We start from the raw sequence: 25,512 nt of genomic DNA on the forward strand, positions 1-25,512 counted from the left end.
GACGCTATAGCACTTTGAAAGTAACGCCGCCGAAACCAAGCCTGTTTTACAAATGAACCGCCCCCGTATGGAAGGAGGGCGGCTCAAAATCAATCAGATTGTGCAAATATAAGGCGGTATGGCCTTATTCGATGACGCGGGTGGCGCGGGCGAGAACGCTTTCCGGGAAGGTGACGCCCATCTTGGCGGCAGAACCCTTGTTGATGACCAGATCGGTACCCGCAGCAACCTTGACGGCGATATTGCCCGGATTTTCACCCTTCAGGATGCGAACGACGATGTCGCCGGTCTGCTTGCCGACATCCTTGTAGTTGAAGCCGAGAGCGGCAACGGCGCCACGCGAGACGGAATCCGTATCGGCGGTGAACAGCGGCAGCTTGGCTTCGACGGCGACGGCAACAGCGCCTTCGAGCGCCGAAATGATCGTGTTGTCCGTGGGTACGTAGATGACGTCGGCGCGGCCGACCAATGCGCGGGCTGCACCCTGGACTTCGGCGGACTTGGTGGCGGCGGATTCAACTACTGTCAGGCCAGCCTTTTCAGCTTCCGTCTTCAGGACGGCGAGCAGCGATACGGAGTTTGCCTCACCCGAATTGTAGAGATAGCCGATGGACTTCACGTTCGGCAGGATTTCCTTGATCAGTGCCACATGTTCGGCAACCGGCGACAGATCGGAAAGACCGGTGACGTTGCCGCCCGGCTTGTCCATGTCCTTGATCAGCTGCGCGCCGAGCGGATCGGAAACGGCGGTGAAGACAACCGGGATGTCGCGGGTCGAGGACACGACGGCCTGGGCCGACGGTGTCGAGATCGGCACGATGACGTTTGGCGCTTCGCCGGCGAACTGGCGAGCGATCTGCGCTGCCGTTGCCGGGTTGCCCTGTGCGGATTCGTAAATGAACTTGAGGTTCTCGCCTTCCTTGTAGCCGGCGGCAGCCAGGGTTTCCTTGACGCCATCACGCACGGCATCGAGTGCCGGATGTTCGACGATGGCGGTAACCGCAACCGTGACATCTTCCGCCCGGGCGGGCAGGGTGAGGGCGACAGTTGCCGCCAAGGCAATGAGAAGTGAGCGCATAGGTGTCCTCCAAGACTGATTTTCAGGCAGTCTTAGGAAGGCTGGACACTTAAATCAATCCAAATGCGGACCAGCATCCATCAAATTTGCTGATCAATCCTCGCCATGGTTGGCAATCATCATTGCCTCAAATGCCATGCGATCGACCTTGCGCATACGCTCGGAGTCCGATTTCAGCTGGCCGCAAGCGGCGAGAATGTCGCGGCCACGCGGCGTGCGGATCGGCGAGGCATAGCCGGCCGCATTGATGAAGTCGGCAAACTTCTCGATCTGCTCCCATTTCGAACACTGGTAGTTCGTGCCCGGCCATGGGTTGAACGGGATGAGGTTGATCTTGGCCGGAATGCCTTTCAGGAGGCGCACCAGTTCCTTGGCGTCTTCCAGCGTGTCGTTGACGCCTTCGAGCATGACATATTCGAAGGTGATGCGGCGGGCATTCGACAGGCCGGGATATTTCCGGCAGGCGTCGAGCAGTTCCTTCAGCGGATACTTCTTGTTGATCGGCACCAGCATGTCGCGCAAGTCGTCCTTCACCGCATGCAGCGAGATCGCCAGCATGACGCCGATTTCCTCGCCGGTGCGGAAGATTTCCGGAACGATGCCGGAAGTCGACAGCGTGACGCGGCGCTTCGACAGCGATAGCCCGTCGCCGTCGGTGGCGATCAAGAGCGCTGTCTTGACGTTCTCGAAATTATAGAGTGGCTCGCCCATGCCCATCATTACCATGTTCGAGACCTTCCGGCCTTCGCTCGGCATGACGGTGCCCACAGGCGTGTCCCGGTCCGGGAAGTCGCCCAGGCGGTCGCGGGCAAGCAGCAGCTGCGAGAGAATTTCTTCGGCCGTCAGGTTGCGCACCAGCTTCTGGGTGCCGGTATGACAGAACGAACAGGTGAGCGTGCAGCCGACCTGGCTGGAAACGCAGAGCGTGCCGCGGCCTTCTTCGGGAATATAGACTGTCTCGATTTCGACGGGACGACCAGCACCCCGCGGCGGGAAGCGCAGCAGCCATTTGCGGGTACCATCGGTGGAGATCTGTTCTTCGACGATTTCCGGGCGGGCGATGGTGAAATGCTTCTTCAGCAGCTCACGCATGTCCTTCGACACATTGGTCATGTGGTCGAAATCGGAAACGCCGCGCACGTAGAGCCAATTCCAGAGCTGGCTCGACCGCATCTTCACCTGTTTTGCCGGGACGCCGATTTCGGCCAGCGCCTTGCCCATGTCTTCGCGCGAAAGGCCGATCAGCGTCGGCTTTTCGGCGGCCATGGCCGGACGGACCGGTGCCTTGACGGGGCGGTCCAGATCGAGTGCTTCAGTCGCGGCCATTCTCGCCATTTCCCATGTTTGCGATACGCAAGGCCCGTTCAAGCGCTTTTGCCTGCAACCGGTTGCGTCAATGCTGAGATCAGAGTTCGTTTGCCGCGCATCGGGAACGTCAACGATCCACGCAGCTATCGTTGACCGGGCCTTTAGCACGGTTTTCGCCCCGCGTCACCCTCCGGCGCTTCAGGGCAGATCTGCAAAAAGGCTTTAACGCCAAAAGGCCGGATGAACCGGCCTTTCAAACGATCGGAGGCGACGTTGCCTGATTACTTGCAGTTTTCGATCTGCTTCAGCGCAGCCGAAATGCCCGAGAGCGAATAGGAATAGGCCGTCGGCGTACCCTTGCGCGACTTGGCGGCAACGGACATCGCCTTGCCGGTCTTCATCGCAGCCACGAGCGCCGGCTCTTCAGCGGCATTTTCCACCCAAGCGGAGTTCCCCTTGGTGAACATCGTGAAATTCTTGTTGTCGATGGTGACGGTGACCTTGGAGCTGTCCTGGAGCGGGTAACCCATCATCGCCTGCGGTTCGTAGGAGATGTTCTGGCCGGGGCGCTGGGACACGAGGAAAAAGACATCGCCGTGATCGACATTGGCCGGGCTCTTTTCCTTCGGGACCGAAAGCACATAGCAGACCTTGCCAGCGCCGGCCTGATAGGAATAGGCGCCCCAGGCATTGAACTGCTGAATGCGGGTCGGCGACTGAGCCGAAGCAACGCCGGCAGTTGCCAGCACGAGTGCGATTGCGAGGTTAAGCTTTCTTACAAACATCTTGTCCTGCCGGTTTCTTGCTGCCAAAGCCCGATCAGCATCAGCCGGGCCACGCATGGTCATGATTTAATTGATTTTGACTTAATTCAGGTTACCAAACCGTCAACATTCCCCGAATTCGCTGCCTTTCCGCTTTAATACGGAACAGAGTACGCCGCAAACCCGGCTCGAGTTTCAGGCTAACGTTGAAGCGCCCGAACGATCCAAGCTTGCCTCGATCCATTGTGTGCGAAAACCCAGAGAGCGGCCGCGGCGGGAAAATGCCGAATTCCGTCTGCCATGCACGTTTCGCTTGCCGGGCAATTGCCCGATCAGCCGACGCGTGCCCGGCGCTGGTTTTATTTCACAAAGAATCAGGCAAGAGTTTGACCTTTGGCAAAAGCGCTGTACCTCTGGTTAAATACTGCGGAAATCAGGGCGGGAGGCCATCAAAAGCGGAATGAATGTTGAAGTCAGACAGCATTTCACCGCCCTTGCCGTGGCCGTCGCACGCAATCGTGATCAGACCGCCTTTTCGGAACTCTTCGACTTTTTTGCTCCACGACTGAAATCCTTCCTGATGCGGCAGAATGCCGGTGTCGCGGAGGCGGAGGAGGTCGTGCAGGAGGTGATGGTTATTCTCTGGCAGAAGGCGCACCTCTACGATCCGGAGAAGTCATCGCTTTCCACGTGGCTTTTCCGGATCGCCCGCAACCGGCGCATCGATGTGGCGCGACGGCAGCGCAATGGGACGCTTGACGCGCATGAGCCGCTTCTCCTGCCTGCGGCGCCGCCCGCGCCGGATGACCTGATTGAAAGCGAAGATCGCGAGCAGATCGTCCGGATTGCGCTGGCGAAGCTGCCCGTAGAGCAAGTTGCGCTGATTCAGATGGCATTTTTCTTCGGCCAGTCCCATTCGGAGATTTCCCAAGCCACGGGCCTGCCGCTTGGAACCGTCAAATCACGCATCCGCCTCGCCTTCGGCAAATTACGGGCGCTGCTTGAAGAAGGCGGCGTTGATAGCGCCTACTGACGTGGATCAGTCGGGCAGTTTATCCTGCAGGGCCTCGTCGGCCTTGATGTAGTGCTTCTCCTTGATCTGGCCGCTGATCGCGGCAAAGGCGGCGGTCAGCACGGCAATGTCGTCGGAAAAGCCGACCATGGCCAAGACGTCGGGAATGAAATCCAACGGCATGACGAAATAGGCGAGCGCTCCGAGCAGGATGCCGCGTGTGCGCAGGGGTGTCGCCGGGTCCATGGCACAGTAATAGGCGGCAACGACGTCACGGCTGAACGGGATCTGCCGCATCGCCCTTTTCAGGGTCGGCCAGAACCGGCGCTCAACCTTACGGGCCTTTGCTTCCTGTTCGCTTTCCTCGCCAGGCAGCAAAATCTCGCCGATCTTGATGTCATCCATCCTGTGTGTCCCATTCGTCATGGAAAATCATATGGTGAGCAGGGCGAAGATTTCAAATGGCGCTCTTTCAAATGCCCTATTTAAGGTGGTCAGGCATCCGGCCTGCCGCCGCGCGGTCCATCCTGGCGGCAAGCTTGAAGTCCAGCTCGGTCAGTCCTTGCGAATCATGGGTGGTCAGCGTCACGTCCACCTTGTTGTAGACATTGAACCATTCGGGGTGGTGGTTGAGCTTCTCGGCCGAAATCGCGCTTTCGGTCATGAAGCCGAAGGCTTCGACGAAGCTCTTGAAGCGGAAGGCTTTCCAGATCGAGAGCCCGTCTTCGGCAAGAACCCAGCCCTCCATCTTCGAAAGGTTTTCGGCAACGGCTTCCTTGCCGAGCTTTTCCTGTTTCATGGCGCAATCCCCTCCAGTTTTATTCGCAGCGGCAAGTGATATTCCGGTTCCACAACGCGGCAGCTGCGGATAGGTTCAACCTTTTCCTCAAGCCGTTGAATAGCATGAAACCTGTCAGAATTCTTTTCGTCTGTCTCGGCAATATCTGCCGCTCACCCCTGGCCGAGGGTATTTTGCGGCATGTCGCAGGGGATGGGTTGGTGGATGTCGATTCAGCGGGAACTGGCGGCTGGCATATTGGTGATCCGCCGGATCGCCGCTCGATCGCGGTTGCGCGGAAACATGGTATCGACATTGCGCGTCAGCGCTGCCGGAAGGTTCATGCAGGTGATTTCGAGGCGATTGATCTGATTTTTGCGATGGACGCCAGCAATCTCGCCACTCTGCGGGCGATGGCGCCGCTGGATGCGCAGCACAAGCTGCACCTGTTTCTGGAATATACCCAGGGCATCATCATCAATGTTCCCGACCCCTACTATGAGGGGCCGGAAGGCTTTGAGACTGTCTACAACATGCTCTTCGAGGGATGTATGTTGCTGATCGGCAGGCTCGAAGAGCGCTCATAGAGCGGGAAGACTTCTTCGGTCACGTAAGGACCGCCACCGACGGAATCGCGCGACGACAGAAGCACGAAGCGTGAGACGGTGAACGGGTTGGTGTAGAAGCCGCCGCGGCCCGAGAGATAGCTGACCACATCCTCAACCCGCGAGGCCCGCAACCGGCCGAGCGTCACATGGGGGGTGAATTTTCGCGGGTCGGCGGGCAGGCCAAGCCGTTGGCAGATCCGCTCGATTTCGGCCTGAAGTGCGTAGAGTTCCGGCGGGTTGCTGACGCCCGCCCAGACAGAATGCGGTTTTTTCGATCCGAAAGCGCCGGTGCCGGTCAGCTGTAGCTGGAATTCCGGGCGTTCGATCCGGTCCAGCTTGTCGACGATCTCGTCGGCAGTGCGGTTTTCGACGTCACCGATGAAGCGAAGAGTGATGTGGTAGTTCTCCACATCGATCCAACGGGCACCGGGAAGACCACCACGCAACAATGAAAGGCTCATTGCGGCATTACGCGGTATCTCGAGGGCGGTGAAAAGTCTCGGCATAACGAGCTCCCCGAATCTCTTGAAGATAACCCAGCGAATCATGCTTGCCTGTTAGAAGCAAATATAATTTCGCACCTGCAATATTTATCCAACGGGATTAACAGGCGCTGAACAAGCAAAGAGTTGTTGTTTGGTTAGCGTCAGCCCCCCGTTGAGAGTGATTGCAGGAAACGTTCGGCAGATGGCAGGATTCGCTCGACCATGACGCCGATGCCATCACCATTGGGATGCATGCCATCCTCGATCTTCAGCTTGGCATCTTCGACCACACCGTCGAGGAAGAATGGATAGAGTTCAAGGCCGTAGGTCTTGGCAAGTTCGGAATAGATCGGATTGAACCGTGCGGCATAATCCGCTCCCATGTTTGGTGGCGCTATCATTCCGGCAAGCAACACCTTGATCCCGCGCGACTGCAGCTTTTCGATCATCGCAACAAGGTTCTTGCGGCTTTCCTCGGGCGCAATACCACGCAGGGCGTCGTTGGCGCCGAGTTCGAGAATCACGCCCTTGGTGCCATCCGGAACCGACCAATCGATCCGCGCCAGGCCGCCAGACGTTGTGTCGCCGGAGACGCCGGCATTGCTGATCGTCACATCGTGGCCTTTCGCACGCAGAGCTTTTTCCAGCCGGGCGGGGAAGGCGTCTTCCGCCGGCAACTGATAGCCAGCCATCAGACTATCGCCGAACCCGACGAGGCTTACCGGTTCGGCGCGGCTGATGGCGGGCATGATCACAATTGCCGTGATCGCCAACAAAAATGTACAGAAACCTTTTATTCGCATCATTGCGCCCTTAAATCGGTAAAACTCAGCCGCTCCGGCAACCTTCATATTTTTACATATAGGACAGTTTCCCTTGGCAAAAACCATGATCGAACTGAAAAATGCGGATCTGACCCTCGGCCAGGCCGCTGCGTCCGTTCATGTGCTCAAGGGTATGGATCTGACCATTGAGGCGGGAGAGTCCGTTGGGATCGTCGGTCCGTCCGGGTCCGGCAAGTCCACGCTTTTGATGGTTCTGGCGGGTCTCGAACGTCTCGACAGCGGCGAGATCGTTATCGACGGCACGCCACTGCATGGTTTGAGCGAAGACCGGGTAGCGGAGTTCCGTGGCCGCAACATTGGCATCGTCTTCCAGTCGTTCCATCTGATTCCCAACATGACGGCGCTGGAAAATGTCGCCGTGCCGCTCGAGCTTGCCAATGTGCGCGACGCTTTCGAGATCGCCCGCCGGGAACTGATCTCGGTTGGCCTCGGTGAACGGCTGTCGCATTATCCCGGGCAATTGTCCGGCGGCGAGCAGCAGCGCGTTGCCATTGCCCGGGCGCTCGCGCCCTCGCCAAAGCTGCTGATTGCTGATGAGCCGACCGGCAATCTCGATGGCGAAACTGGAAAACAGGTCGCTGACCTGATCTTCTCCAAGCAGGCCGAGCGTGACATGACGCTGGTTCTGGTCACCCATGACACGGCACTGGCCGCCCGCTGCTCGCGCCAGGTGCGTGTCCGCTCCGGCGAGATCGTGTCCGGCTCCGGTCACGAACCATCCGTTTCCGCTTCGCTGTCCAAGGTCGCGTCCGCATGAGGGCCGCGACTTTCGGCGGCTTCCGTCTTGGGCTGGCCTTGCGCCTTGCGCTGCGCGAAATGCGCGGCGGATTGAAGGGCTTTTATATTTTCCTCGCCTGCGTAGCACTTGGAACGGCGGCTATAGCCGGGGTCAATTCCCTGTCGCAGTCGATCACCGGCTCGATTGCCAGCCAGGGCCGCGAATTGCTCGCCGGCGATATCCGCTTCGAACTCAATAACCGCGTCGCCACGGACGAAGAAAAGGCCTTTGTCGATAGTCTCGGCCCTGTCGCCGTCTCGTCCGGACTGCGTTCGATGGCGCGGTTGCAGGATGGCTCCAATCAGGCTTTGGTCGAGCTGAAAGCCGTCGATGGCGCCTATCCGCTTTACGGTACGTTGGAAAGCGAACCGGCGGCACCGCTTGGCGATGCGCTTTCTGAAAACAATGGGATTTACAACGCGCTTGCCGCGCCATTGCTGCTGGAGCGCCTTGGCATCCAGACGGGCGATGAAATCCTGCTTGGGACAGCGCGTATTCGTGTCGCTGGCACCATCGTGCGCGAACCGGATGCCCTGTCTGACGGTTTCGGTTTTGCACCGCGCCTACTGATCTCGAAAGCGGCGCTTGATGCTTCCGGTCTCGTGCAGACGGGCAGTCTGGTCGAGCATACCTACAAGGTGAAGGTTGCCGATAGCACCAGCGTGCCAGCCCTGCGCAGGCAGGCTGAGGAAAAGTTTCCGCAGGCCGGATGGTCGGTTCGCACCAGCCAGAATGCGGCCCCGGCACTGACGGCCAATATCACCCGCTTCTCTCAGTTCCTCACCCTCGTCGGGCTGACAGCACTGATCGTCGGTGGTGTCGGTGTCGCCAATGCGGTGCGCGCATATCTCGATTCCAAACGCGGCGTCATCGCCACGTTCAAATGCGTCGGTGCACCCGCCTCGATGGTCACAACCATCTATCTCATCCAGATCCTTCTGATTGCCTTTATCGGCATCGGTATCGGGCTCGTCCTTGGCGCGCTCATTCCGTTTGTCGCGGCGCAGTTCCTTGCCGGTGTCCTGCCGGTATCGACGGCGTTCCAGATCTATCCGGGTGCCCTTGGTCTTGCCGCCGTGTTCGGCCTTTTGACCTCGCTTGCTTTCGCCATCCTGCCGCTCGGTCATGCCCGCGAAGTTCCGGCAACCGCGCTGTTCCGCGAGCAAGGCTTCGAGCGCGCTCGTTTGCCGTCCTGGCCCTATCTGGTGGCCGCCGCCCTCTGCCTTGGCGCTCTTGCAGGCCTTGCCATCTTCACCGCCTATGACCGGAAGATTTCGCTGACCTTCCTCGGCGCCATCGCCTTTTCGTTTGTGGTGCTGCGCGGCGTCGCCATTTTGGTCGCCATGCTTGCCCGCCGGGCGCCGCGGGTCAGTTCGCCGGCTCTGAGGCTGGCCATCGGCAACATTCATCGTCCCGGCGCGCTGACGCCTTCGGTCGTCTTGTCGCTCGGCCTTGGTCTGGCACTTCTCGTGACGCTGGCGCTGATCGACGGTAACCTTCGCCGCGAGTTGACCGGCAACCTGCCGGAACGGGCACCGAACTTCTTCTTTGTCGATATCCAGAGCGCCGAGGTTGAGGGTTTTCGCTCGCTGCTGCAGACAAGCTTGCCGGAGGGCAAGGTCATCGAGGTGCCGATGCTGCGTGGCCGCATCCTCGCTTTCAACGGCCAAGATGTGACGAAGATGAATGTACCGCCCGCCGGCCAGTGGGTGCTGCGCGGTGACCGGGGCATTACCTATGCCAAGAACAAGCCGGAAAATTCGACGTTGACGGAAGGGGACTGGTGGACACCGGATTATACCGGCGAACCGCTGGTGTCGTTTTCGTCCGAAGAGGCCGGTGAACTGGGCCTGAAGATCGGCGACACCGTCACCGTCAACGTGCTCGGCCGTAACCTGACCGCTCGGATTGCCAATTTCCGCAAGGTCGAGTGGGAATCCCTGTCGATCAATTTCGTCATGGTGTTTTCGCCCAACACCTTTGCCGGGGCGCCCCACGCCTGGCTGGCCACCGTGATCGATCCCGGTGCGACGGCGCAGGAGGAGGCGGCCACCCTCAAAGCCATTACCAATGCCTATCCGACGATCACCAGCGTGCGGGTCAAGGACGCGCTCGACATCATCAACGTGCTGGTCGGCCAGTTGGCAACCGCTATTCGCGCCGCTGCTGCGGTCGCGCTCGTGGCGTCCATTCTGGTGCTTGCCGGTGCACTTGCGGCCGGCAACCGGGCGCGCACCCATGATGCTGTGGTGCTGAAGACGCTGGGCGCGACGCGCTCGACGCTGATCCGCGCCTTCTGCTACGAATACGCCATGCTGGGTCTATCGACGGCGATCTTCGCGCTGTTCGCCGGTGGCGTCGCGGCATGGTTCGTGGTGAGCAAAATCATGAGTTTGCCGTCCTCTTTCCTGCCGGATGTGGCGCTGATCACCATGGCTGTCGCCCTGATCGTCACGGTCGGTTTCGGTCTGGCGGGCACCTGGCGGGTGCTCGGTCAGAAGGCCGCACCCGTCCTACGCGAGCTCTAAGCGCCCAGTTAACCGTTAACGTTAGCCCCTGAAAGCCCTGAGAATCCGCTTTTCGGCTGATTCCAGGGGCTGCCGGTCTTGTGCAAGTCGTATTTCGACATCATATTCACCCTAGGCATGCTGGAGCCCCGCAGCGGCGCCTGGGTCAAGTGGCTTGCACCGTCATGGATGCGCCCTTACCGCCCGACACCGTAAACTTAACCGGGGCTTTTAAAGAGGAAACAATGGCTGATCTTAGAAACTACCAAACCCGAATGTCGCCTGCCGGCGCACAGGCGGGGGCCGTAATCGACGAAGGTCTGCGCACCTATATGCTCAAGGTGTACAACCTGATGGCCCTCGGTCTGGCGATCACCGGTATCGCCGCCTATGCTGCATTTCAGTTCGCTTTCGCGGACGGACAGCTGACGGCCTTCGGTCAGGCGATCTATGTGAGCCCGCTGAAGTGGGTCATCATGCTCGCACCGCTGGCTCTGGTGTTCTACATGAGCTTCCGCATCAACTCGATGAGCGTATCCGCTGCGCAGACGACCTTCTGGGTCTATGCCGGTCTGATGGGTCTCTCGCTGTCGTCGATCTTCATGATCTATACCGGCCAGAGCATCACCCAGACGTTCTTCGTCACGGCTGCTTCGTTCGGTGCCCTGTCGCTCTACGGCTACACCACCAAGCGTAGCCTGTCCGGCATGGGTTCGTTCCTGATGATGGGCCTTTTCGGCCTGATCATCGCTTCGATCGTCAATATCTTCCTCGCCTCGTCGGCGCTTGATTTTGCGATCTCGGCTATCGGTGTTCTGATCTTCGCAGGCCTTACGGCTTACGATACCCAGAAGATCAAGGAAATGTACTTCGAAGAAGAAGGTGCCGAAGCCACCGGTCGCAAGGCCATCATGGGCGCGCTGACGCTGTATCTCGACTTCATCAACCTGTTCCTGTTCATGCTGCGTTTCCTCGGAAACAAGGAATAACTTGGAACTGGAATACATCTGAAAAGGCGGCTTCGGCCGCCTTTTTTGTTGTCCGGAAAACGATGGCGGGCACTCGCTTGAACGCACGAATACGATATGGCAGAGGAGAATGCCCTTTCTCAGTCAGGTCCGCCCATGCCCTTCACGCTTCGTGACGCCACCCTTTCAGACATCGCCGCGATTACCGCGATCTATCAGGACTCGGTTCTGAACGGCGTGGCCTCTTATGAGATGACGCCACCGGGCGAGCCGGAAATGGCGTCGCGGTTTTCTGCGATTACCGGCAACGGCTATCCTTATATCGCCGCTGTCGATGCGCAGGGCGTGCTCCTCGGCTATGCTTATGCGTCAGCGTTCCGCACGCGCACCGCCTATCGGTTCATGGTCGAGGATTCGATCTATCTGGCGCCCGAGGCCCGCGGCCAGGGTGTCGGCAAGGCGCTGCTGGCTGAATTGATCCGGCGCTGTACGCAACTCGGATTCCGCCAGATGGTCGCCGTCATCGGCGGTGCCCATCCAGCTTCCGTCGCGGTCCATCGCGCCGCTGGTTTCGAGCATGGCGGATTGATGAAGGGCACGGGTTTCAAGCATGGCCGCTGGCTCGATACCATCATCATGCAATTGCCACTCGGCGAAGGGCTGACGACCGATCCGGAGCCGGGCATCTACCCCGACACGCTCTACCAAGCCTAACTCAGGTCTTGATGAGCTTCAGCATCTTGTCGAAGACTTTGAGGACCTGCTGCAGGTCGTGACCGCGCTTGAGGATCATGCCATGCGTATTGACGACGCTGAAGGCGCCTTGCTTGGATGACAATTTCGGATTCTTTTCGATCCGGAACAGCGGCATTTCACCAGACCGCTTGAAAACCGAGAAGACCGCCTTGTCGCGCAAGTGGTCCATGGCATAGTCGCGCCACTCTCCGTCCCCGACCATGCGGCCATAGACCCTGAGGATCATATCAAGCTCGCGGCGGTGGAAGGTGATGGGAAGCTGGTCCTGATTGCTGCTGCGGTATTCGTGCAGATTAACAACCACATCGGACGATTTCTGCCTTTCGGAACGGGTCTCGCCTTGCGGCAAATCCGGCTGATCAGTCATCGGTACTCCGGCCTTTTATTGTGACAGGACGATAACAGTTTGCCTGACCGGGGCTGAAATGCAAGCCGCAAAGCCGGAAGCGGTCGGCCAAGACTTTTTTTCGCCTGCCGCATTTCAAACAAACCGGCGCCCCAATTGGCAAGGACACTCGCGCTCGCTGGCACAAGGGAGTCCTTCCGAGTGACCGGCCTGCATGTCTGTTTGTGGTTTTTCTGCCGCAAACGGGTGCAGCAATGGAGTGGCTAGCCAAAGCGTCCATCGGGCGCGGTTGCTCCTGATGCCATGTCGATCGGGTGCTGCTTGCACCTGCGAAACGTGGCCGGTTCGGTCCGGCATCTTCGAACCCTCAGCCCCAGCCCCTCGATGCTGCCGGGCCGAACCAGACTATGTGTCAATTGGCGGCTTTATCCGCCATGACAGTCACAGCGCCGACGATGGCGCCAGGTGTCTCACTGTCTTTCATCTTTTGCAGAAGCACGGCACAGCCGCCGTTTTCACCCTCGTTGAGGATGGAAGCCGGCAGAACGAAATTGGCAGGCTTGCCATCCCACATGCCGATCGTCTGGACATCGCGGACGGAGTGCCAGTAGGAAATCTTTTTGCCGCTGTTTTCGCCCTTCTTCACATCGACAAGTTGCTGCCGGTTGAAATAAACGACGACGACATTGGCCTTGCCGGTGCCTGCCCCGATCTTGATATCGATCTCATCCTTGCTGACATTGGCGGCGACCGGTACGGCGAGGCCCTGTCCCGCCGAATTCATCGCGGAGAGGCGGCTGTTGATCCCGTCGATATCGGCGCCGTTGATATGGTCGCGGCCGTTGAGCACTGCTTGAGGCGTGTAGACACCGCTGCGGCCGAACATCTTCGCATAGGCATATTGCCGGGCAGTGTTGTCCTTCGAGGCCAAAGTGTCGGCCCAGCCGAGATAGTTCCAGTAGTCGACGTGATAGGAGAGCGCAACGACCTTGCCGTCGTCGATCAGCGTCTTCAACGCTGCATCCGCTGGCGGGCACGAGGAGCAGCCCTGGCTGGTGAACAGTTCTACCACGCCTGCCGGTTTCACTGCATCTTCAGCCACAGCCGGCATCGCCATTAGGCCAAGGCCAAGGGCGAGCGTGATGTGGCGAACGGTGCTTGATCCAGACATTCAGACTTCCATTTCAGGATGTTGGGCATTTCAAGGATGTTGGCATTTCAGGCAGCAGAATTTCAGTGGTGTTGTACAGGCGTACAGTCTCTGTCGGCACCCTTCATACTCCGGTCCTCCGTCAACGGAAAATCACGTTGGAGTGAGGCGAACGGTACCGGCGATCACAAAAAAACCGGGGCTCGTGAAAGCCCCGGCTTCGTTCATTCGAGCATCAGCGATGCATCAGGCGGCGAGATCGCGCAGAACCGTCTGCAGGATGCCGCCATTGTTCATGTAGGTGACCTCATCGAGCGTATCGATGCGGCAGATCAGCGGTACGTGCTTCACCGAGCCGTCGGCATAGGTGATCTTGGCAATGCGCTTTTCACGCGGCTGGACGTTTGCCAGGCCGTCGATAGTGACGCTCTCGTCACCCTTCAGGCCGAGCGATTCCCAGGTCGTGCCTTCCTCGAAGACGAAGGGCACGATGCCCATGCCGACGAGGTTGGAGCGGTGGATACGCTCGAACGACTGGGCGATGACCGCCTTGACGCCAAGCAGGTTGGTGCCCTTGGCAGCCCAGTCACGCGACGAACCGTTGCCATATTCGACACCGGCGAAGATGACCAGCGGAACGCCTTCTGCCTTGTACTGCATGGCAGCGTCGTAGATCGACATCTCTTCCTTCGAAGGATAGTGGATCGTGTAGCCGCCTTCCTTGCCGTTCGGGCCCATCATGTGGTTGCGGATGCGGATATTGGCAAAGGTGCCGCGCATCATCACTTCATGGTTGCCGCGGCGCGTACCGTACTGGTTGAAATCGGCAACGCCGACACCATGGCCAATGAGGTAGGCACCGGCAGGAGAGGCTGCCTTGATCGAGCCAGCCGGCGAGATGTGGTCGGTGGTGATCTTGTCGCCGAACAGGCCAAGCACGCGGGCGCCCTTGATGTCGGAGATGCCCGAACCGGTCTTGCCCATGCCGACGAAGTAAGGCGGGTTCTGGACGTAGGTCGAGTTGTCATCCCAGGCATAGGTCTGGCCGGCCGGTACCTGAACCGCCTGCCAGTTGACGTCGCCCTTGAACACGTCGGCATATTTCGATGCGTAGAGTGCGCGGGTAACGTATTTCAGGATGAATTCCTGGATTTCCTGCGAGGTCGGCCAGACGTCCTTGAGGAAGACCGGCTGTCCGTCGCTGCCGATGCCGAGCGGCTCAGTGGTCAGGTCCTTCTGGACCGTGCCGGCGAGTGCGTAGGCGACGACCAGCGGCGGCGAAGCGAGGTAGTTCGCCTGAACGTCCGGCGAGATACGGCCTTCGAAGTTACGGTTGCCCGAGAGAACGCCGGACATGATCAGGCCCTTCTCGTTGATCGTCTTCGAGATCGGGCCGGGCAGCGGGCCGGAATTGCCGATGCAGGTCGTGCAGCCGAAGCCGACGAGGTTGAAGCCGAGTGCGTCGAGCGAATCCTGCAGGCCGGACTTGGCGAGATATTCGCCGACGACCTGTGATCCAGGTGCAAGCGATGTCTTGACCCACGGTGCGGTCTTCAGGCCCTTGGCAACGGCGTTGCGGGCGAGAAGGCCGGCAGCGATCAGAACCGAGGGGTTGGACGTGTTGGTGCAGGACGTGATGGCGGCAATCGCCACGTCGCCGTGACCGATGTCGTAATCCGCGCCTTCGACAGCATAGCGCATGTCGAGCTGGCCCGGCTTCTTGTATTCGCCTTCGAGCGATGTGGCGAAACCGGAAGCGATATTTTCGAGCGGGATGCGGCCTTCCGGACGCTTCGGGCCTGCCATGGCAGGCACGACCTGGCCGAGGTCGAGTTCCAGCGTATCGGTGAAGACGAGGTCTGCACCGTCATTGTCGCGCCACATGCCCTGCGCCTTGGAATAGGCTTCGACCAGCGCGATGCGCTGTTCTTCGCGACCGGACATGGTGAGGTAGTTGATGGTCTCGGAATCGACCGGGAAGAAGCCGCAGGTCGCGCCGTATTCCGGGCCCATGTTGCCGATCGTCGCACGGTCGGCCAGCGTCATGTTGTCGAGGCCGGAACCGAAGAATTCGACGAACTTCGAAACGACGCCCTTCTTGCGCAGCATCTGCACGACCATCAGCACGAGGTCGGTGGCGGTGACGCCTTCCTTCAGCTTGCCGGTGAGCTTGAAGCCGATGACTTCAGGCAGGAGCATCGAGACGGGCTGGCCGAGCATGGCAGCTTCTGCTTCGATGCCGCCAACACCCCAGCCGAGGACGCCGAGACCATTGATCATGGTCGTGTGGCTGTCGGTGCCGACGCAGGTGTCCGGATAGGCGGTGATTTCGCCGTCTTCTTCCTTGGTCCAGACCGTCTGGCCGAGATATTCAAGGTTTACCTGGTGACAGATGCCGGTGCCCGGAGGAACGACGCGGAAATTCTTGAACGCCTGCTGGCCCCACTTCAGGAAGCGGTAGCGTTCGCCGTTGCGCTCGTATTCGAGTTCGACGTTGCGGGCAAAAGCCGTCGGCGTGCCGAATTCGTCGACGATGACCGAATGGTCGATGACGAGGTCGACAGGAACCAGCGGGTTGATCTTTTCCGGGTCGCCACCGAGCGAAACCATGGCGTCGCGCATTGCGGCGAGGTCAACGACGGCGGGAACGCCGGTGAAGTCCTGCATCAGCACCCGGGCCGGGCGGTAGGCGATTTCGTTTTCTTCGCGGCCCTTGTTGTTCAGCCATTCGGCAACGGCCAGGATGTTCTCCTTGGTGACCGAGCGGCCGTCTTCGAAGCGAAGCAGGTTCTCAAGCAGAACCTTCATCGAGTAGGGGAGCTTTGAAACGCCGGCGAGGCCGTTCGCCTCTGCCTTCGGCAGGCTGTAATAGACATAGTCTACGCCATTGACCGAGAGCGTCGACCGACAATTGAAACTGTCTAGGGATTTGGACACTGGAATACCCCGTTCCGTTAGATCGCCAAAACGTGACGCACGAACGCCCGAACGCATTTAAAGCGCGATATGGGATGCGGGTACGGCCATTTCCGCTGTCCGTACGTGGAAATCATTCCAAGTTCGGCGCTAGGATGAAATTCACGCCGACCGCTGGCGTGTTGGGGCGGTTATAGATAATTTCTCCGGAACGTGCCAGACCATCCGTCCTCAATTTGAGACAATTTTTTTGCGCTGCGACGAACGTCGTAAAAGGAATGTGAATGCCGATCCGCCTGCGTGTCGAAGGCCTCAGTGCGAAACGTGGTGAGGATCTGATTTTCCACGATATTTCGTTCATTGTTGCAGCCGGAGAAGCCTTGATTGTCACCGGTCCGAACGGATCGGGCAAGTCGACTTTGCTGCGCGTCCTGGCGGGTCTTCTGGTGCCCGAATCCGGCGTTGTCCGGCTCGACGATACAACTGCCGATATCAGCCATCCGCGCGAGCTCTGCCATTATCTTGGGCATCGCAATGCGATGAAACGCGAGCTCACCGTTGAAGAAAATCTCTCTTTCTGGAAATCCTTCATGGGTGATTCGGTGGGCGGTTCCGGTATCGGCCTCGAAGAGGCGACCGAAGCCCTCGGCCTTGGCGGAATCTCACATCTGCCCTTCGGTTATCTCTCGGCCGGGCAGCAACGGCGCATGGCCATGGCTAAGCTGCTGGTCGCCTATCGCCCCGTTTGGATTCTCGACGAGCCGACGGCGGCACTCGATGCGGCGGCGGACCGGCTGTTTGCCGGATTGGTGGAGCGGCATCTCGGTGCGGGCGGCATCGTAATTGCGGCGACGCATCAGCCGCTGGGAGTGGCTGCAAGGGAACTGCGGATGACGGGGTTTACTGGTGTGTGTGAGGGGGCAGAGTCCTGATGCTGTTGACTTTTTGCGTTGAGGCTCCCCCTCATCCGGCCCTTCGGGCCACCTTCTCCCCGCTGGGGAGAAGGTGGAGCGCGCTGCGGCTGCGTCCATCCCAGCCAGCTATCGATACCAGAGTTTTTCATGTGCATTCGCCGCAAACACCCCCTTCTCCCCAACGGGGAGAAGGGGGCCCGAAGGGCCGGATGAGGGGAGCTTGGCCAAGCATTCCGGGGGGACCCGTATGATCTCCCTCTTCCTGCGCGACCTGAAACTTTCCATGCGCGCCGGCGGCGGCGCGCTGATCGGTGTCTTGTTCTTCATGACCGTTGTTGCCGTGGTGCCCTTCGCCGTCGGCCCTGATCTCAATCTTCTGTCGCGCATCGGCCCGGCGATCCTGTGGATCGGTGCGCTGCTTGCATCTCTTCTCGGTCTTGACCGGCTCTTCCAGGCCGAGCGTGAGGACGGGTCTCTGGATCTGATGCTGATGCAGGAGACGCCGTTGGTGCTGACGGTGCTGGTGAAATGCTTGGCGCACTGGACGGCGACCGGCCTGCCGCTGGTGATTGCCGCGCCATTGCTCGGGCTGTTCATGAACATGAACGAAGTTGCCATCGGCGCAACGATGCTGACGCTGCTGGTCGGCACGCCCGCCATCACCTTTATCGGCGCGACCGGCGCTGCCGTTGCCGTCACCCTGCCACGCGGCGGGCTGCTGGTCTCGATCCTCGTCCTGCCGCTGGCGATCCCGGTGTTGATCTTTGGCGTCAGTGCGGCCTATGCCGCCGTCCAGGATCCGGCTCCCTTCCTGCCGCCGCTTTTGATCCTGATCGCCATCACGCTGTTCTTTGCGGTCATCGGCCCGTTGGCAGCGGCCCTGGCGCTCCGGTCTGCGTCGGATTGACAAGCGTCACGCGTCCTTTGAACGCGTGACGCTCTGACGCAAATGTGATTGCTGTCCCTTCATTGAAGAGAAGCGCATTGCGCGTTAAAGAACCATCATGAGCGAAAACAGTCTGGCCATTCGAAAATTCAGCGATCTTGCCAATCCCACCCGGTTTCTGGCCTTGGCGGCGCGTGTCCTGCCGTGGTTTGCCGGATTGACGGTGCTTTTGTTTGCCGTTGGGCTGTATCTGTCTTTTACCACCGAAGGTGACTACCAGCAGGGCGAGACGGTGCGCATCATGTATGTGCATGTGCCGGCTGCCTGGCTGTCGATGATGTGCTACTCGGTGATGGCGCTTTCGGCGCTCGGCACGCTGGTCTGGCGTCATCCGTTGGCCGATGTTGCGGCCCGGGCCGCCGCGCCGATCGGTGCGTCCTTTACCTTTCTGGCGCTGGTGACCGGCTCGCTCTGGGGCAAGCCGATGTGGGGCACCTGGTGGGTCTGGGATGCGCGGCTGACGTCGGTCTTCGTGCTGTTTCTAATGTATCTCGGGCTGATGGCGCTCAATCGCGCCATGGATGAACCCGGCAAGGCGGCCAAGGTCTCGGCCGTGCTGATCCTCGTCGGCTTCGTCAATATCCCGATCATCAAGTTTTCGGTCGAATGGTGGAACACGCTGCACCAGCCTGCAAGTGTGCTGAGGCTCGGCGGTTCTGCCATCGATCCGGAATTCCTGCGGCCGCTTCTGGTGATGGCGGTTGCCTTCACCATGCTGTTCTTCACCCTGCATATCGCCGCGATGCGCAACGAGATCTGGCGCCGCCGGGTGACCTCGATGCGCCGCCAGGCGGCTCGCAGCGCTGGCCGGGAGGCTTGAGCCGATGATGACCCACACTGCCTATGTTCTTGCCAGTTATGGCATTGCCACTGTAACCGTGCTTGCGCTGGTCCTTTGGGTCTGGACCGACGGACGCGCCCGACGCCGCGAATTGCAGGCGCTGGAATCAGCCGGTATCCGCCGCCGCTCGGCGCAAGCCGGAGAGGCATCATGAGTCTTGAGACCCCGACCACGCCCGACGCCAACCGGCCGGCCAAGATACGCACCATCCTCGCGCTGCTGCCGCTGCTGATCTTTGCCGGACTTGCGGCGATTTTCTGGAGCCAGCTCGGGTCCGGCCGCGACATCAGTGAAATTCCATCGGCGCTGATTGGCACCAAGGCGCCGGCTCTGGATATGCCGCCGCTTGAAGGGGCGACATTCAAGGGTGCCGCGATGCCGCCGCTGACTGATGCAGCCATCAAGGGCAAGCTGACCCTGGTCAATGTTTGGGCATCCTGGTGCGTGCCCTGCCGAGAGGAAAATCCGATCATCCTGGAACTTGCCAAGGATCCGCGGCTGACGGTGGTCGGCATCAACTACAAGGACCAGACCGAGAATGCGCTGCGGTTCCTCGGCGAACTCGGCAATCCCTTCGCTGCGGTCGGTGTCGATCCGCGCGGCAAGGCGGCCATCGACTGGGGCGTCTACGGCATCCCGGAATCCTATCTCGTCGATGCTTCGGGAACGATCGTCTATAAGCGTGTCGGGCCGTTTGACGACCGCAGCCTGAAGGAAGGTCTTTATCCCGCGATCGAAAAGGCTGTGGCCGGGAAGTAGGGTTGCGGCTCGGTTGTCTTCTCCCCGGCGGGGAGAAGGTGGCCCGCAGGGCCGGATGAGGGGGGCCGAAGGCACCTTCGTCGTATGGCTCCAGCTAACCCCCGCCCCCTCATCGCCTCACTGCGTTCGGCACTTCTCCCCACGGGGGAGAAGAGGGAGATCGTGACGCGCTCACGCAATCCAAAGGTTCAACTGCAGTGGGTGCGGGGAAATATTTCCCTTCAGTCCCGGCGACCCCGTCAAATCGCCCCCTGCCACGCCTTCACCGCGTCCAGCGGATAGACCAGCATGAGGACGTTGAGCGCCAGATTATCGCGGATCAGCCAGCCGGTGAAAATCTCGAAGACGATGGCGATGGCGACCGTGACGGCGACCGGTGCGCGGCGGGCGAAGAAGAAGCCCAGCGCCATGAACACCGTGTCCATCGCCGAGTTCAGGATGCTGTCACCGTAATAATCGAGCGAGATGGTGGCGGTGCGGTAGCGGTCGATGATGATCGGGGAGTTTTCAAGGATTTCCCAGCCGGATTCGATCACCAGCGCCAGAAGCAGCTTGGCTGCGAGGGGCTTGCCGCGCAGGATCAGATGCGCCAGCCCATAGAACAGGAAACCGTGGATGATGTGCGACGGGGTGTACCAATCGGCCAGATGCTGCGAATTGCCGGGGCCATTGGCGGTGGGCTCGAACAGCTTGATGTAGCCGCAGGTACAGATCGGCGTGCGGCCCATCCAGTATTCGATGACGATTTGCGCGATGAGAACAGCGGCGCAGGCGGCAAGCCAGAAGGTGGCGGCACGCGGCGAACGGTTTTCGGCCGGTACCAGGGTGGTCACTTCGGCGTATCCTGATCCAGCGAATGCTTCATGATGATCGGCATCTGCGACAGGGTGAACAGCACGGTGATCGGCATCGTGCCCCAGACCTTGAAGGCGACCCAGAAATCGGTCGAGAAATTACGCCAGACGACTTCATTCAGCACGGCCAGGACCAGGAAGAAGATGCCCCAGCGGATGGTGAGCTTGCGCCAGCCTTCCTCGTCAAGCTTGAAGGCACTGTGGAAGACATAACCAAGCAGCGATTTTCCGAACAGCAGGCCGCCGAGCAGGATGACGCCGAACAGCGAATTGATGATTGTCGGCTTGATCTTGATGAACGTGTCGTTCTGTAGCCAGAGGGTGAATGCGCCCATGATGAAGACGACAATGCCGGAAATCAGCGGCATCATCGGCAGCGTGCGCGTGAGGATCCAGGAGGCGGTCAGCGCGATCGCGGTCGCGGCCATGAACAGGCCTGTGGCGATGAAGATCGGGCCACCCAGTTCGGTCAGCGCCGGAAACTCGCGTGCCAGCCATTCGCCGCGTGAATTGGCGAAGAAGAAGACCACCAGTGGCCCAAGCTCCAGCACCATTTTCAGAAGCGGGCTGATTTCCTTGCGCGGCTTGACCGCCTCGATCGATGACATAGGAACGTCCTTAAAGCGATTGTGGTGCATGCCCGGTGTGAGGGCCGTCTTTCTCGTCGTCATCCTCGGGCTTGACCCGAGAATCCATCCGCAGTGCGACGTATGTTCGTCGGCATCTCAGCCCTCTGCCTGGATCCTCGGGTCAAGCCCGAGGATGACCGGGCCGAGGTTAATCTCAATAACATCAGCAAAAAGGCAAAACCGGGTCAATGGGGAATTCCGGCGATGGCCTCGGCAAAATCCTTGGCCTCGAACGGTTCCAGATCGTCCACGCCTTCGCCAACGCCGATGAAATAGACCGGCAGCTTGTGCTTGGCGGAAATGGCAACGAGGATGCCGCCGCGCGCCGTGCCATCGAGCTTGGTCATGATCAGGCCGTTGACACCGGCAACGTTGCGGAAGATTTCGACCTGATTGAGCGCATTCTGGCCGGTCGTGGCATCGAGCGTCTGCAACACCGTGTGCGGCGCATCGGGATCGAGCTTGCCGAGCACGCGGACGATCTTTTCCAGCTCGGCCATCAGCTCCGTGCGGTTCTGCAGGCGGCCGGCGGTATCGATGATCAATACGTCGCTCTTCTTCAGACGCGCCTGTTCGAAGGCTTCGTAAGCCAGCCCTGAGGCATCGGCGCCGAGTTTCGAGGAGACGATATCGGATTTGGTACGCTCGGCCCAAATTTTCAGCTGTTCGATGGCGGCCGCCCGGAAAGTGTCGCCGGCAGCCAGCATGACCTTCAGCCCGGCACCGGAGAGCTTTGCCGCCAGCTTGCCGATGGTGGTGGTCTTGCCGGTGCCGTTGACGCCGACGACGAGAATGACATGCGGTTTATGGTTGAGATCGAGCTGCAGCGGCTTGGCGACGGGCGCCAGAACCTTGGTGATTTCGGCGGCCATGATGCGGGAAACGTCTTCGCCGCTGACGTCCTTGCCGTAGCGCTCGGAGGCGAGCGTATCGGTGACACGTAGCGCCGTCTCGACGCCGAGATCGGCCTGGATCAACAGGTCTTCCAGATCCTGCAGCGTCTCGTCATCCAGTTTGCGCTTGGTGAAGAGGGCGGTGATCTGTCCGGTCAGTTGCGACGATGTGCGGGCCAAGCCCTGGCGCAGGCGCTGGAACCAGGTGAGCTTCTGCTTCGGCGCCTCGGGCGCAGGTTCGGCCGCGCGGCCGGTGGCGAAGCCTTTGGGGAGGGCAATTTCGGCTGCTGGCTCAGATGCTGCGGAGAGGCCGTCACCTTCCTCTGCCTTTTCGCGCATCTCCGCCTCAAGGCCGGAGATTGCAAGCGGTGTGATTTCGCTAAGGTCGTCGGCGTTCGAGAGCGCGGAGAGTTCACCCTCCTCTGTCGGCTGCGCCGACATCTCCCCCACAGGTGGGGAGATTGGACCCGGGGTTGGCTCCGGCGCTTCATCTGAAAGACGATCTTGAGCGGAAAGAGCGTCAGCCTCAATCTGATCTCCCCCCTTGTGGGGGAGATGTCCCGAAGGGACAGAGGGGGGTGTCGAAGTTTCCTCTGTCTCAGCCGCTTCGGCTTCCGCTTCCAGGAGCGATAGCGGGACAAGGCCGACATCGCCGATCTCTTCGGCAGCAGGCAGAATGGCCGGTGTATCGTCCACCTCTGCGGCAGAGGTTTCGTCCGCGGTCTTGAACTCCGGCGCATCGGCGGTGTCGGCGGAGGGGCCGCCAGCGGTATCCATCTCCTCCGGCAGCACCGGATCGGCGGCCAGTGGCAGGTCTTCGGTGCGGGGCTCAAGCTCGGCTTCGACCGCCTGGGCCTCATTGGGGCTGAACGTCGATTCCGCCTGGTCCATGACGGCATCGGCTGCCGGCGCCGCAGTCGGCTCGTCTTCGGACGGCTTGTCCTTGCCGAAGGTGAAGACCTTTTTCAGAAAGCTGAGCGCCATTTGAATTCCGTAAACTCAGGCTGCGTTGGCAGCCATCAATTGCATGTCGAGATGCTTGCCGTTGTGGCCGGTGATGACAGCCTGCACGATAGCGCGCGGCATCAGGCCGGGGACGGCGGCAAGCGTGAAATTTTCCGTATGTGCCAAGCCATTGTTCTCGACGAGCAGGCTTTGCTGCGTTCCGATCATGCTGTCAAGATGGGCCTGATGCAGCTGAAGTCCAGTGGCACGCAGCCGGGCGGCCCGTTCTTTGACCAAGGCGCGGTCGAGCTGCGGCATGCGGGCGGCAGGCGTGCCTTCGCGCGGCGAATAGGGAAACACATGCAGATGGGCGATATTGGCCTCTTCGGCCAGCCGCATCGCATTGGCAAACATCTCTTCGGTCTCGGTGGGGAAGCCGGCGATCATGTCGGCGCCAAAGCTCGTTTCCGGACGCAAACGGCGCACGTCTTCGATGAAGCGGAGCGCATCCATGTGGCTATGCCGCCGCTTCATCCGCTTCAGGATCATATCGTCGCCATGTTGCAGCGACAGGTGCAAATGCGGCATGAAGCGTGGCTCGTCGGCGATCAGGTCCATCAGGTGGCTGTCGGCCTCGATGCTGTCAATCGAGGAAAGCCGCAGGCGCAGGAGCTCCGGCACCTGCTTCAGAAGCGTCTTGGCAAGCAGGCCGAGGGTCGGGGCGCCCGGCAGGTCGCCGCCATAGCTGGTTGCGTCGACGCCGGTCAGCACGATCTCGCGGTAGCCGCCGTCCGCCAGCTTTCGCGCCTGGTCAACGACGGCGCCCATCGGAACCGAACGGGAGTTGCCGCGGCCATAGGGGATAATGCAGAAGGTACAGCGGTGATCGCAGCCGTTCTGCACCTGGATGAAGGCGCGCACATGGCCTTCGATCAGCTTGACCATCTGCGGCGCTGTCTCGCGCACGCTCATGATGTCGTTGACACGCAGCTTTTCCTCGGCCGAGACGCCGAAATCGGGCAGTGACCGGTAGGAGGCGCTTTTCAGCTTTTCCTCGTTGCCAAGCACGGCATCGACCTCGGGCATTTCGGCAAAGGCCTGCTTTTCCGTTTGGGCCGCACAGCCGGTGACGATGATGCGGGCATGCGGGTTTTCGCGGCGGGCGCGGCGGATCGCCTGGCGGGCCTGACGCACGGCCTCGCCGGTAACGGCGCAGGTATTGACGAGAATGGCGTTGTTCAGCCCTGCCTTCTCGGCTTCTGCTCGCATCACTTCGGATTCATAGGTGTTGAGACGGCAGCCGAAGGTTATGACATCGACGCCGCTCAAAGTGCTGCGCTTCCCGTCTGCGGCTCGTCCTCACGCGACCAGAGGCCGGTGGTGGGGTCGACGCTGCCCGACCATTCCCACTCGGCGGGGCCGGTCATGACGACGTGATCGTCGCGCTCGCGCCATTCGATGGTGAGGATGCCAGGCGGGGTGGCGCTGGCGACCTTGATCTCGACATTACGGCCTGTACGACCCGTGCGGGCAGCCGAGACGGCGGCGGAACAGGCAGCGGAACCGCAGGCCAGCGTCAGGCCGGCGCCACGTTCCCAGGTGCGGGTCGTCAGCGACGTGGGCGAAGTGACCTGCGCCAGCGTGATATTGGCGCGCTCGGGAAACATCGGGTGGTTTTCGAGCAGCGGGCCGAAACGTTCGAGGTCGAAGGACATGACGTCGCGATCGACCCAGAAGATCGCATGCGGATTGCCCATCGACATGACAGAGGGCGAATGCAGGACCGGGTCATCGATCGGGCCGATCTGCAGCTCGATGCGGCTGGTATCGTAGAATTCTTCCGACAACGGAATCTTGTCCCATTCGAACACCGGCGTACCCATATCGACCGAGATCGTTCCGTCGGCATGTTCCTGCGCATTCAGGATGCCGGCGACGGTCTGAAAGGTGAAGGCCTTCTTGCCCGTCTCCGCAGCCAGCGCCTGGACGACGCAGCGCGTACCGTTGCCGCAGGCCTGCGCCTTCGAACCGTCGGAATTGAGGATGTCGATCCAGGCGTCGGTGCCTTCGGCCTTCGGATCGTGGATCGCCATGATCTGGTCGAATTGAGTGTCGGGATTGGCATTGAGCGCAATCGCCGCCTGCGGCGTCACCTTGTCCTTGCGGCCGCGCATGTCGACGACCAGGATCTTGTTGCCAAGCCCGTTCATCCTTGCGAATTCGACCGTTGTGTTCATGACGTTCATTTCCTGCGTTTGTTGCGCTGTATATGGCGGAAATGGGTAGAAATTACCAGTGGGGGATAATCTGCCGCTTGAGGGGGGAGCAGAGCGAAGCGGCGGGGTGGGGTGATTTGCGGCAGACACAATTGCCTTTCGTGTTCGCGGAGGTCGCCCCCCATCCGCTGCGCTGCGGCGACCTCCCTCTCAAGG

Annotated in this window: 26 protein-coding genes; 11 read left to right on the forward strand and 15 right to left on the reverse strand. The window is 60.3% G+C overall.

The window, feature by feature from the left end; translation table 11 throughout:
• Positions 1-124: 124 nt before the first annotated feature.
• From ASC96_RS08925 to ASC96_RS08935, 3 genes are all read right to left on the reverse strand, one after another.
• The gene (locus tag ASC96_RS08925) at positions 125-1,078 is read right to left on the reverse strand and encodes an ABC transporter substrate-binding protein (protein ID WP_060502664.1); all 954 of its coding nucleotides are present in this window, start codon (positions 1,076-1,078) and stop codon (positions 125-127) included.
• 93 nt (positions 1,079-1,171) lie between these two features.
• Positions 1,172-2,404, reverse strand: coding sequence for a 23S rRNA (adenine(2503)-C(2))-methyltransferase RlmN (gene rlmN, locus ASC96_RS08930; RefSeq protein ID WP_060502665.1), 1,233 nt, complete (start codon positions 2,402-2,404; stop codon positions 1,172-1,174).
• Between the two features lie 263 nt (positions 2,405-2,667).
• The gene (locus tag ASC96_RS08935) at positions 2,668-3,171 is read right to left on the reverse strand and encodes an invasion associated locus B family protein (RefSeq protein WP_060502856.1); all 504 of its coding nucleotides are present in this window, start codon (positions 3,169-3,171) and stop codon (positions 2,668-2,670) included.
• 439 nt (positions 3,172-3,610) lie between these two features.
• Here ASC96_RS08935 and ASC96_RS08940 point away from each other — a divergent pair, with 439 nt between their 5' ends.
• On the forward strand, positions 3,611-4,183 hold the full coding sequence (locus tag ASC96_RS08940) for a sigma-70 family RNA polymerase sigma factor (RefSeq protein ID WP_060502666.1): 573 nt from the start codon (positions 3,611-3,613) through the stop codon (positions 4,181-4,183).
• 6 nt (positions 4,184-4,189) lie between these two features.
• Here ASC96_RS08940 and ASC96_RS08945 read toward each other — a convergent pair whose 3' ends face one another.
• Positions 4,190-4,567, reverse strand: coding sequence for a YkvA family protein (locus ASC96_RS08945; RefSeq protein WP_060502667.1), 378 nt, complete (start codon positions 4,565-4,567; stop codon positions 4,190-4,192).
• 76 nt (positions 4,568-4,643) lie between these two features.
• Positions 4,644-4,961, reverse strand: a complete 318-nt coding sequence (locus ASC96_RS08950; RefSeq protein ID WP_060502668.1) for a 4a-hydroxytetrahydrobiopterin dehydratase — start codon at positions 4,959-4,961, stop codon at positions 4,644-4,646.
• A 104-nt stretch (positions 4,962-5,065) separates the two neighbouring features.
• Between ASC96_RS08950 and ASC96_RS31590 the strand changes: the two genes are divergently transcribed.
• A complete protein-coding gene (locus tag ASC96_RS31590) occupies positions 5,066-5,527 on the forward strand; it encodes a low molecular weight protein-tyrosine-phosphatase (protein ID WP_060512051.1) in 462 nt (153 codons plus the stop codon).
• Here the strand turns inward: ASC96_RS31590 and thpR are convergent.
• Together thpR and ASC96_RS08965 are read right to left on the reverse strand one after the other, a co-directional pair.
• Positions 5,467-6,054 carry an RNA 2',3'-cyclic phosphodiesterase gene (thpR, locus tag ASC96_RS08960; RefSeq protein ID WP_060502857.1) on the reverse strand — a complete coding sequence of 196 codons (588 nt, stop codon included), beginning with the start codon at positions 6,052-6,054 and terminating at the stop codon, positions 5,467-5,469. The two genes, ASC96_RS31590 and thpR, sit on opposite strands and share 61 nt — an antisense overlap.
• Before the next feature lie 140 nt (positions 6,055-6,194).
• Positions 6,195-6,782: an arylesterase gene (locus ASC96_RS08965; RefSeq protein WP_244481952.1), complete on the reverse strand. Its 588-nt coding sequence runs from the start codon at positions 6,780-6,782 to the stop codon at positions 6,195-6,197.
• Between the two features lie 127 nt (positions 6,783-6,909).
• On the opposite strand from ASC96_RS08965, the gene ASC96_RS08970 reads away from it, so the two are divergent.
• From ASC96_RS08970 to ASC96_RS08985, 4 genes are all read left to right on the forward strand, one after another.
• The gene (locus ASC96_RS08970) at positions 6,910-7,635 is read left to right on the forward strand and encodes an ABC transporter ATP-binding protein (protein ID WP_060502669.1); all 726 of its coding nucleotides are present in this window, start codon (positions 6,910-6,912) and stop codon (positions 7,633-7,635) included.
• Positions 7,632-10,184, forward strand: a complete 2,553-nt coding sequence (locus ASC96_RS08975; protein WP_060502670.1) for an ABC transporter permease — start codon at positions 7,632-7,634, stop codon at positions 10,182-10,184. Before ASC96_RS08970 ends, ASC96_RS08975 begins: the two co-directional genes overlap by 4 nt.
• A gap of 224 nt (positions 10,185-10,408) precedes the next feature.
• Positions 10,409-11,152, forward strand: coding sequence for a Bax inhibitor-1/YccA family protein (locus tag ASC96_RS08980; RefSeq protein ID WP_060502671.1), 744 nt, complete (start codon positions 10,409-10,411; stop codon positions 11,150-11,152).
• Between the two features lie 135 nt (positions 11,153-11,287).
• The gene (locus ASC96_RS08985; protein ID WP_060502672.1) at positions 11,288-11,845 is read left to right on the forward strand and encodes a GNAT family N-acetyltransferase; all 558 of its coding nucleotides are present in this window, start codon (positions 11,288-11,290) and stop codon (positions 11,843-11,845) included.
• Between the two features lies 1 nt (position 11,846).
• On the opposite strand, the gene ASC96_RS08990 is transcribed toward ASC96_RS08985, so the two are convergent.
• The 3 genes from ASC96_RS08990 to acnA form a co-directional block, all read right to left on the reverse strand.
• Complete coding sequence (locus ASC96_RS08990; RefSeq protein ID WP_060502673.1) at positions 11,847-12,254, reverse strand: DUF2794 domain-containing protein; 408 nt, start codon at positions 12,252-12,254, stop codon at positions 11,847-11,849.
• 391 nt (positions 12,255-12,645) lie between these two features.
• Positions 12,646-13,404 (reverse strand): thioredoxin family protein, encoded by a 759-nt coding sequence (locus ASC96_RS08995; RefSeq protein WP_060502674.1) that lies wholly within the window; start codon positions 13,402-13,404, stop codon positions 12,646-12,648.
• 225 nt (positions 13,405-13,629) lie between these two features.
• Complete coding sequence (gene acnA, locus ASC96_RS09000) at positions 13,630-16,320, reverse strand: aconitate hydratase AcnA (protein WP_060502859.1); 2,691 nt, start codon at positions 16,318-16,320, stop codon at positions 13,630-13,632.
• Between the two features lie 269 nt (positions 16,321-16,589).
• Here acnA and ccmA point away from each other — a divergent pair, with 269 nt between their 5' ends.
• The 5 genes from ccmA (at position 16,590) to ASC96_RS09025 (ending at position 19,759) form a co-directional block, all read left to right on the forward strand.
• On the forward strand, positions 16,590-17,231 hold the full coding sequence (gene ccmA, locus ASC96_RS09005) for a heme ABC exporter ATP-binding protein CcmA (RefSeq protein WP_060502860.1): 642 nt from the start codon (positions 16,590-16,592) through the stop codon (positions 17,229-17,231).
• Between the two features lie 229 nt (positions 17,232-17,460).
• Complete coding sequence (ccmB, locus tag ASC96_RS09010; protein ID WP_060502675.1) at positions 17,461-18,120, forward strand: heme exporter protein CcmB; 660 nt, start codon at positions 17,461-17,463, stop codon at positions 18,118-18,120.
• Between the two features lie 97 nt (positions 18,121-18,217).
• Positions 18,218-18,979, forward strand: a complete 762-nt coding sequence (locus ASC96_RS09015) for a heme ABC transporter permease (protein ID WP_037097202.1) — start codon at positions 18,218-18,220, stop codon at positions 18,977-18,979.
• A gap of 4 nt (positions 18,980-18,983) precedes the next feature.
• Entirely contained in the window at positions 18,984-19,154 is a 171-nt protein-coding gene (gene ccmD / locus ASC96_RS09020; RefSeq protein WP_200954924.1) for a heme exporter protein CcmD, read from the forward strand.
• Positions 19,151-19,759 (forward strand): DsbE family thiol:disulfide interchange protein, encoded by a 609-nt coding sequence (locus ASC96_RS09025; protein ID WP_060502676.1) that lies wholly within the window; start codon positions 19,151-19,153, stop codon positions 19,757-19,759. The genes ccmD and ASC96_RS09025 overlap by 4 nt, the downstream gene beginning before the upstream one ends.
• A 239-nt stretch (positions 19,760-19,998) precedes the next feature.
• Here the strand turns inward: ASC96_RS09025 and ASC96_RS09030 are convergent, their stop codons facing one another.
• The 5 genes from ASC96_RS09030 to dapF form a co-directional block, all read right to left on the reverse strand.
• Positions 19,999-20,583 carry a DUF2585 domain-containing protein gene (locus ASC96_RS09030; protein ID WP_060502863.1) on the reverse strand — a complete coding sequence of 195 codons (585 nt, stop codon included), beginning with the start codon at positions 20,581-20,583 and terminating at the stop codon, positions 19,999-20,001.
• Between the two features lie 5 nt (positions 20,584-20,588).
• The gene (locus tag ASC96_RS09035; RefSeq protein WP_060502862.1) at positions 20,589-21,221 is read right to left on the reverse strand and encodes a septation protein A; all 633 of its coding nucleotides are present in this window, start codon (positions 21,219-21,221) and stop codon (positions 20,589-20,591) included.
• Between the two features lie 206 nt (positions 21,222-21,427).
• Positions 21,428-23,119 (reverse strand): signal recognition particle-docking protein FtsY, encoded by a 1,692-nt coding sequence (gene ftsY / locus ASC96_RS09040; protein WP_060502677.1) that lies wholly within the window; start codon positions 23,117-23,119, stop codon positions 21,428-21,430.
• A 15-nt stretch (positions 23,120-23,134) separates the two neighbouring features.
• Positions 23,135-24,409: a tRNA (N(6)-L-threonylcarbamoyladenosine(37)-C(2))-methylthiotransferase MtaB gene (gene mtaB, locus ASC96_RS09045; RefSeq protein ID WP_060502678.1), complete on the reverse strand. Its 1,275-nt coding sequence runs from the start codon at positions 24,407-24,409 to the stop codon at positions 23,135-23,137.
• Positions 24,406-25,317 carry a diaminopimelate epimerase gene (gene dapF / locus ASC96_RS09050; RefSeq protein ID WP_060502679.1) on the reverse strand — a complete coding sequence of 304 codons (912 nt, stop codon included), beginning with the start codon at positions 25,315-25,317 and terminating at the stop codon, positions 24,406-24,408. The genes mtaB and dapF overlap by 4 nt, the downstream gene beginning before the upstream one ends.
• Positions 25,318-25,512: the final 195 nt, after the last annotated feature.

The organism is Rhizobium sp. Root1204 (assembly GCF_001424965.1).
Classification (GTDB): Bacteria; Pseudomonadota; Alphaproteobacteria; order Rhizobiales; family Rhizobiaceae; genus Pararhizobium.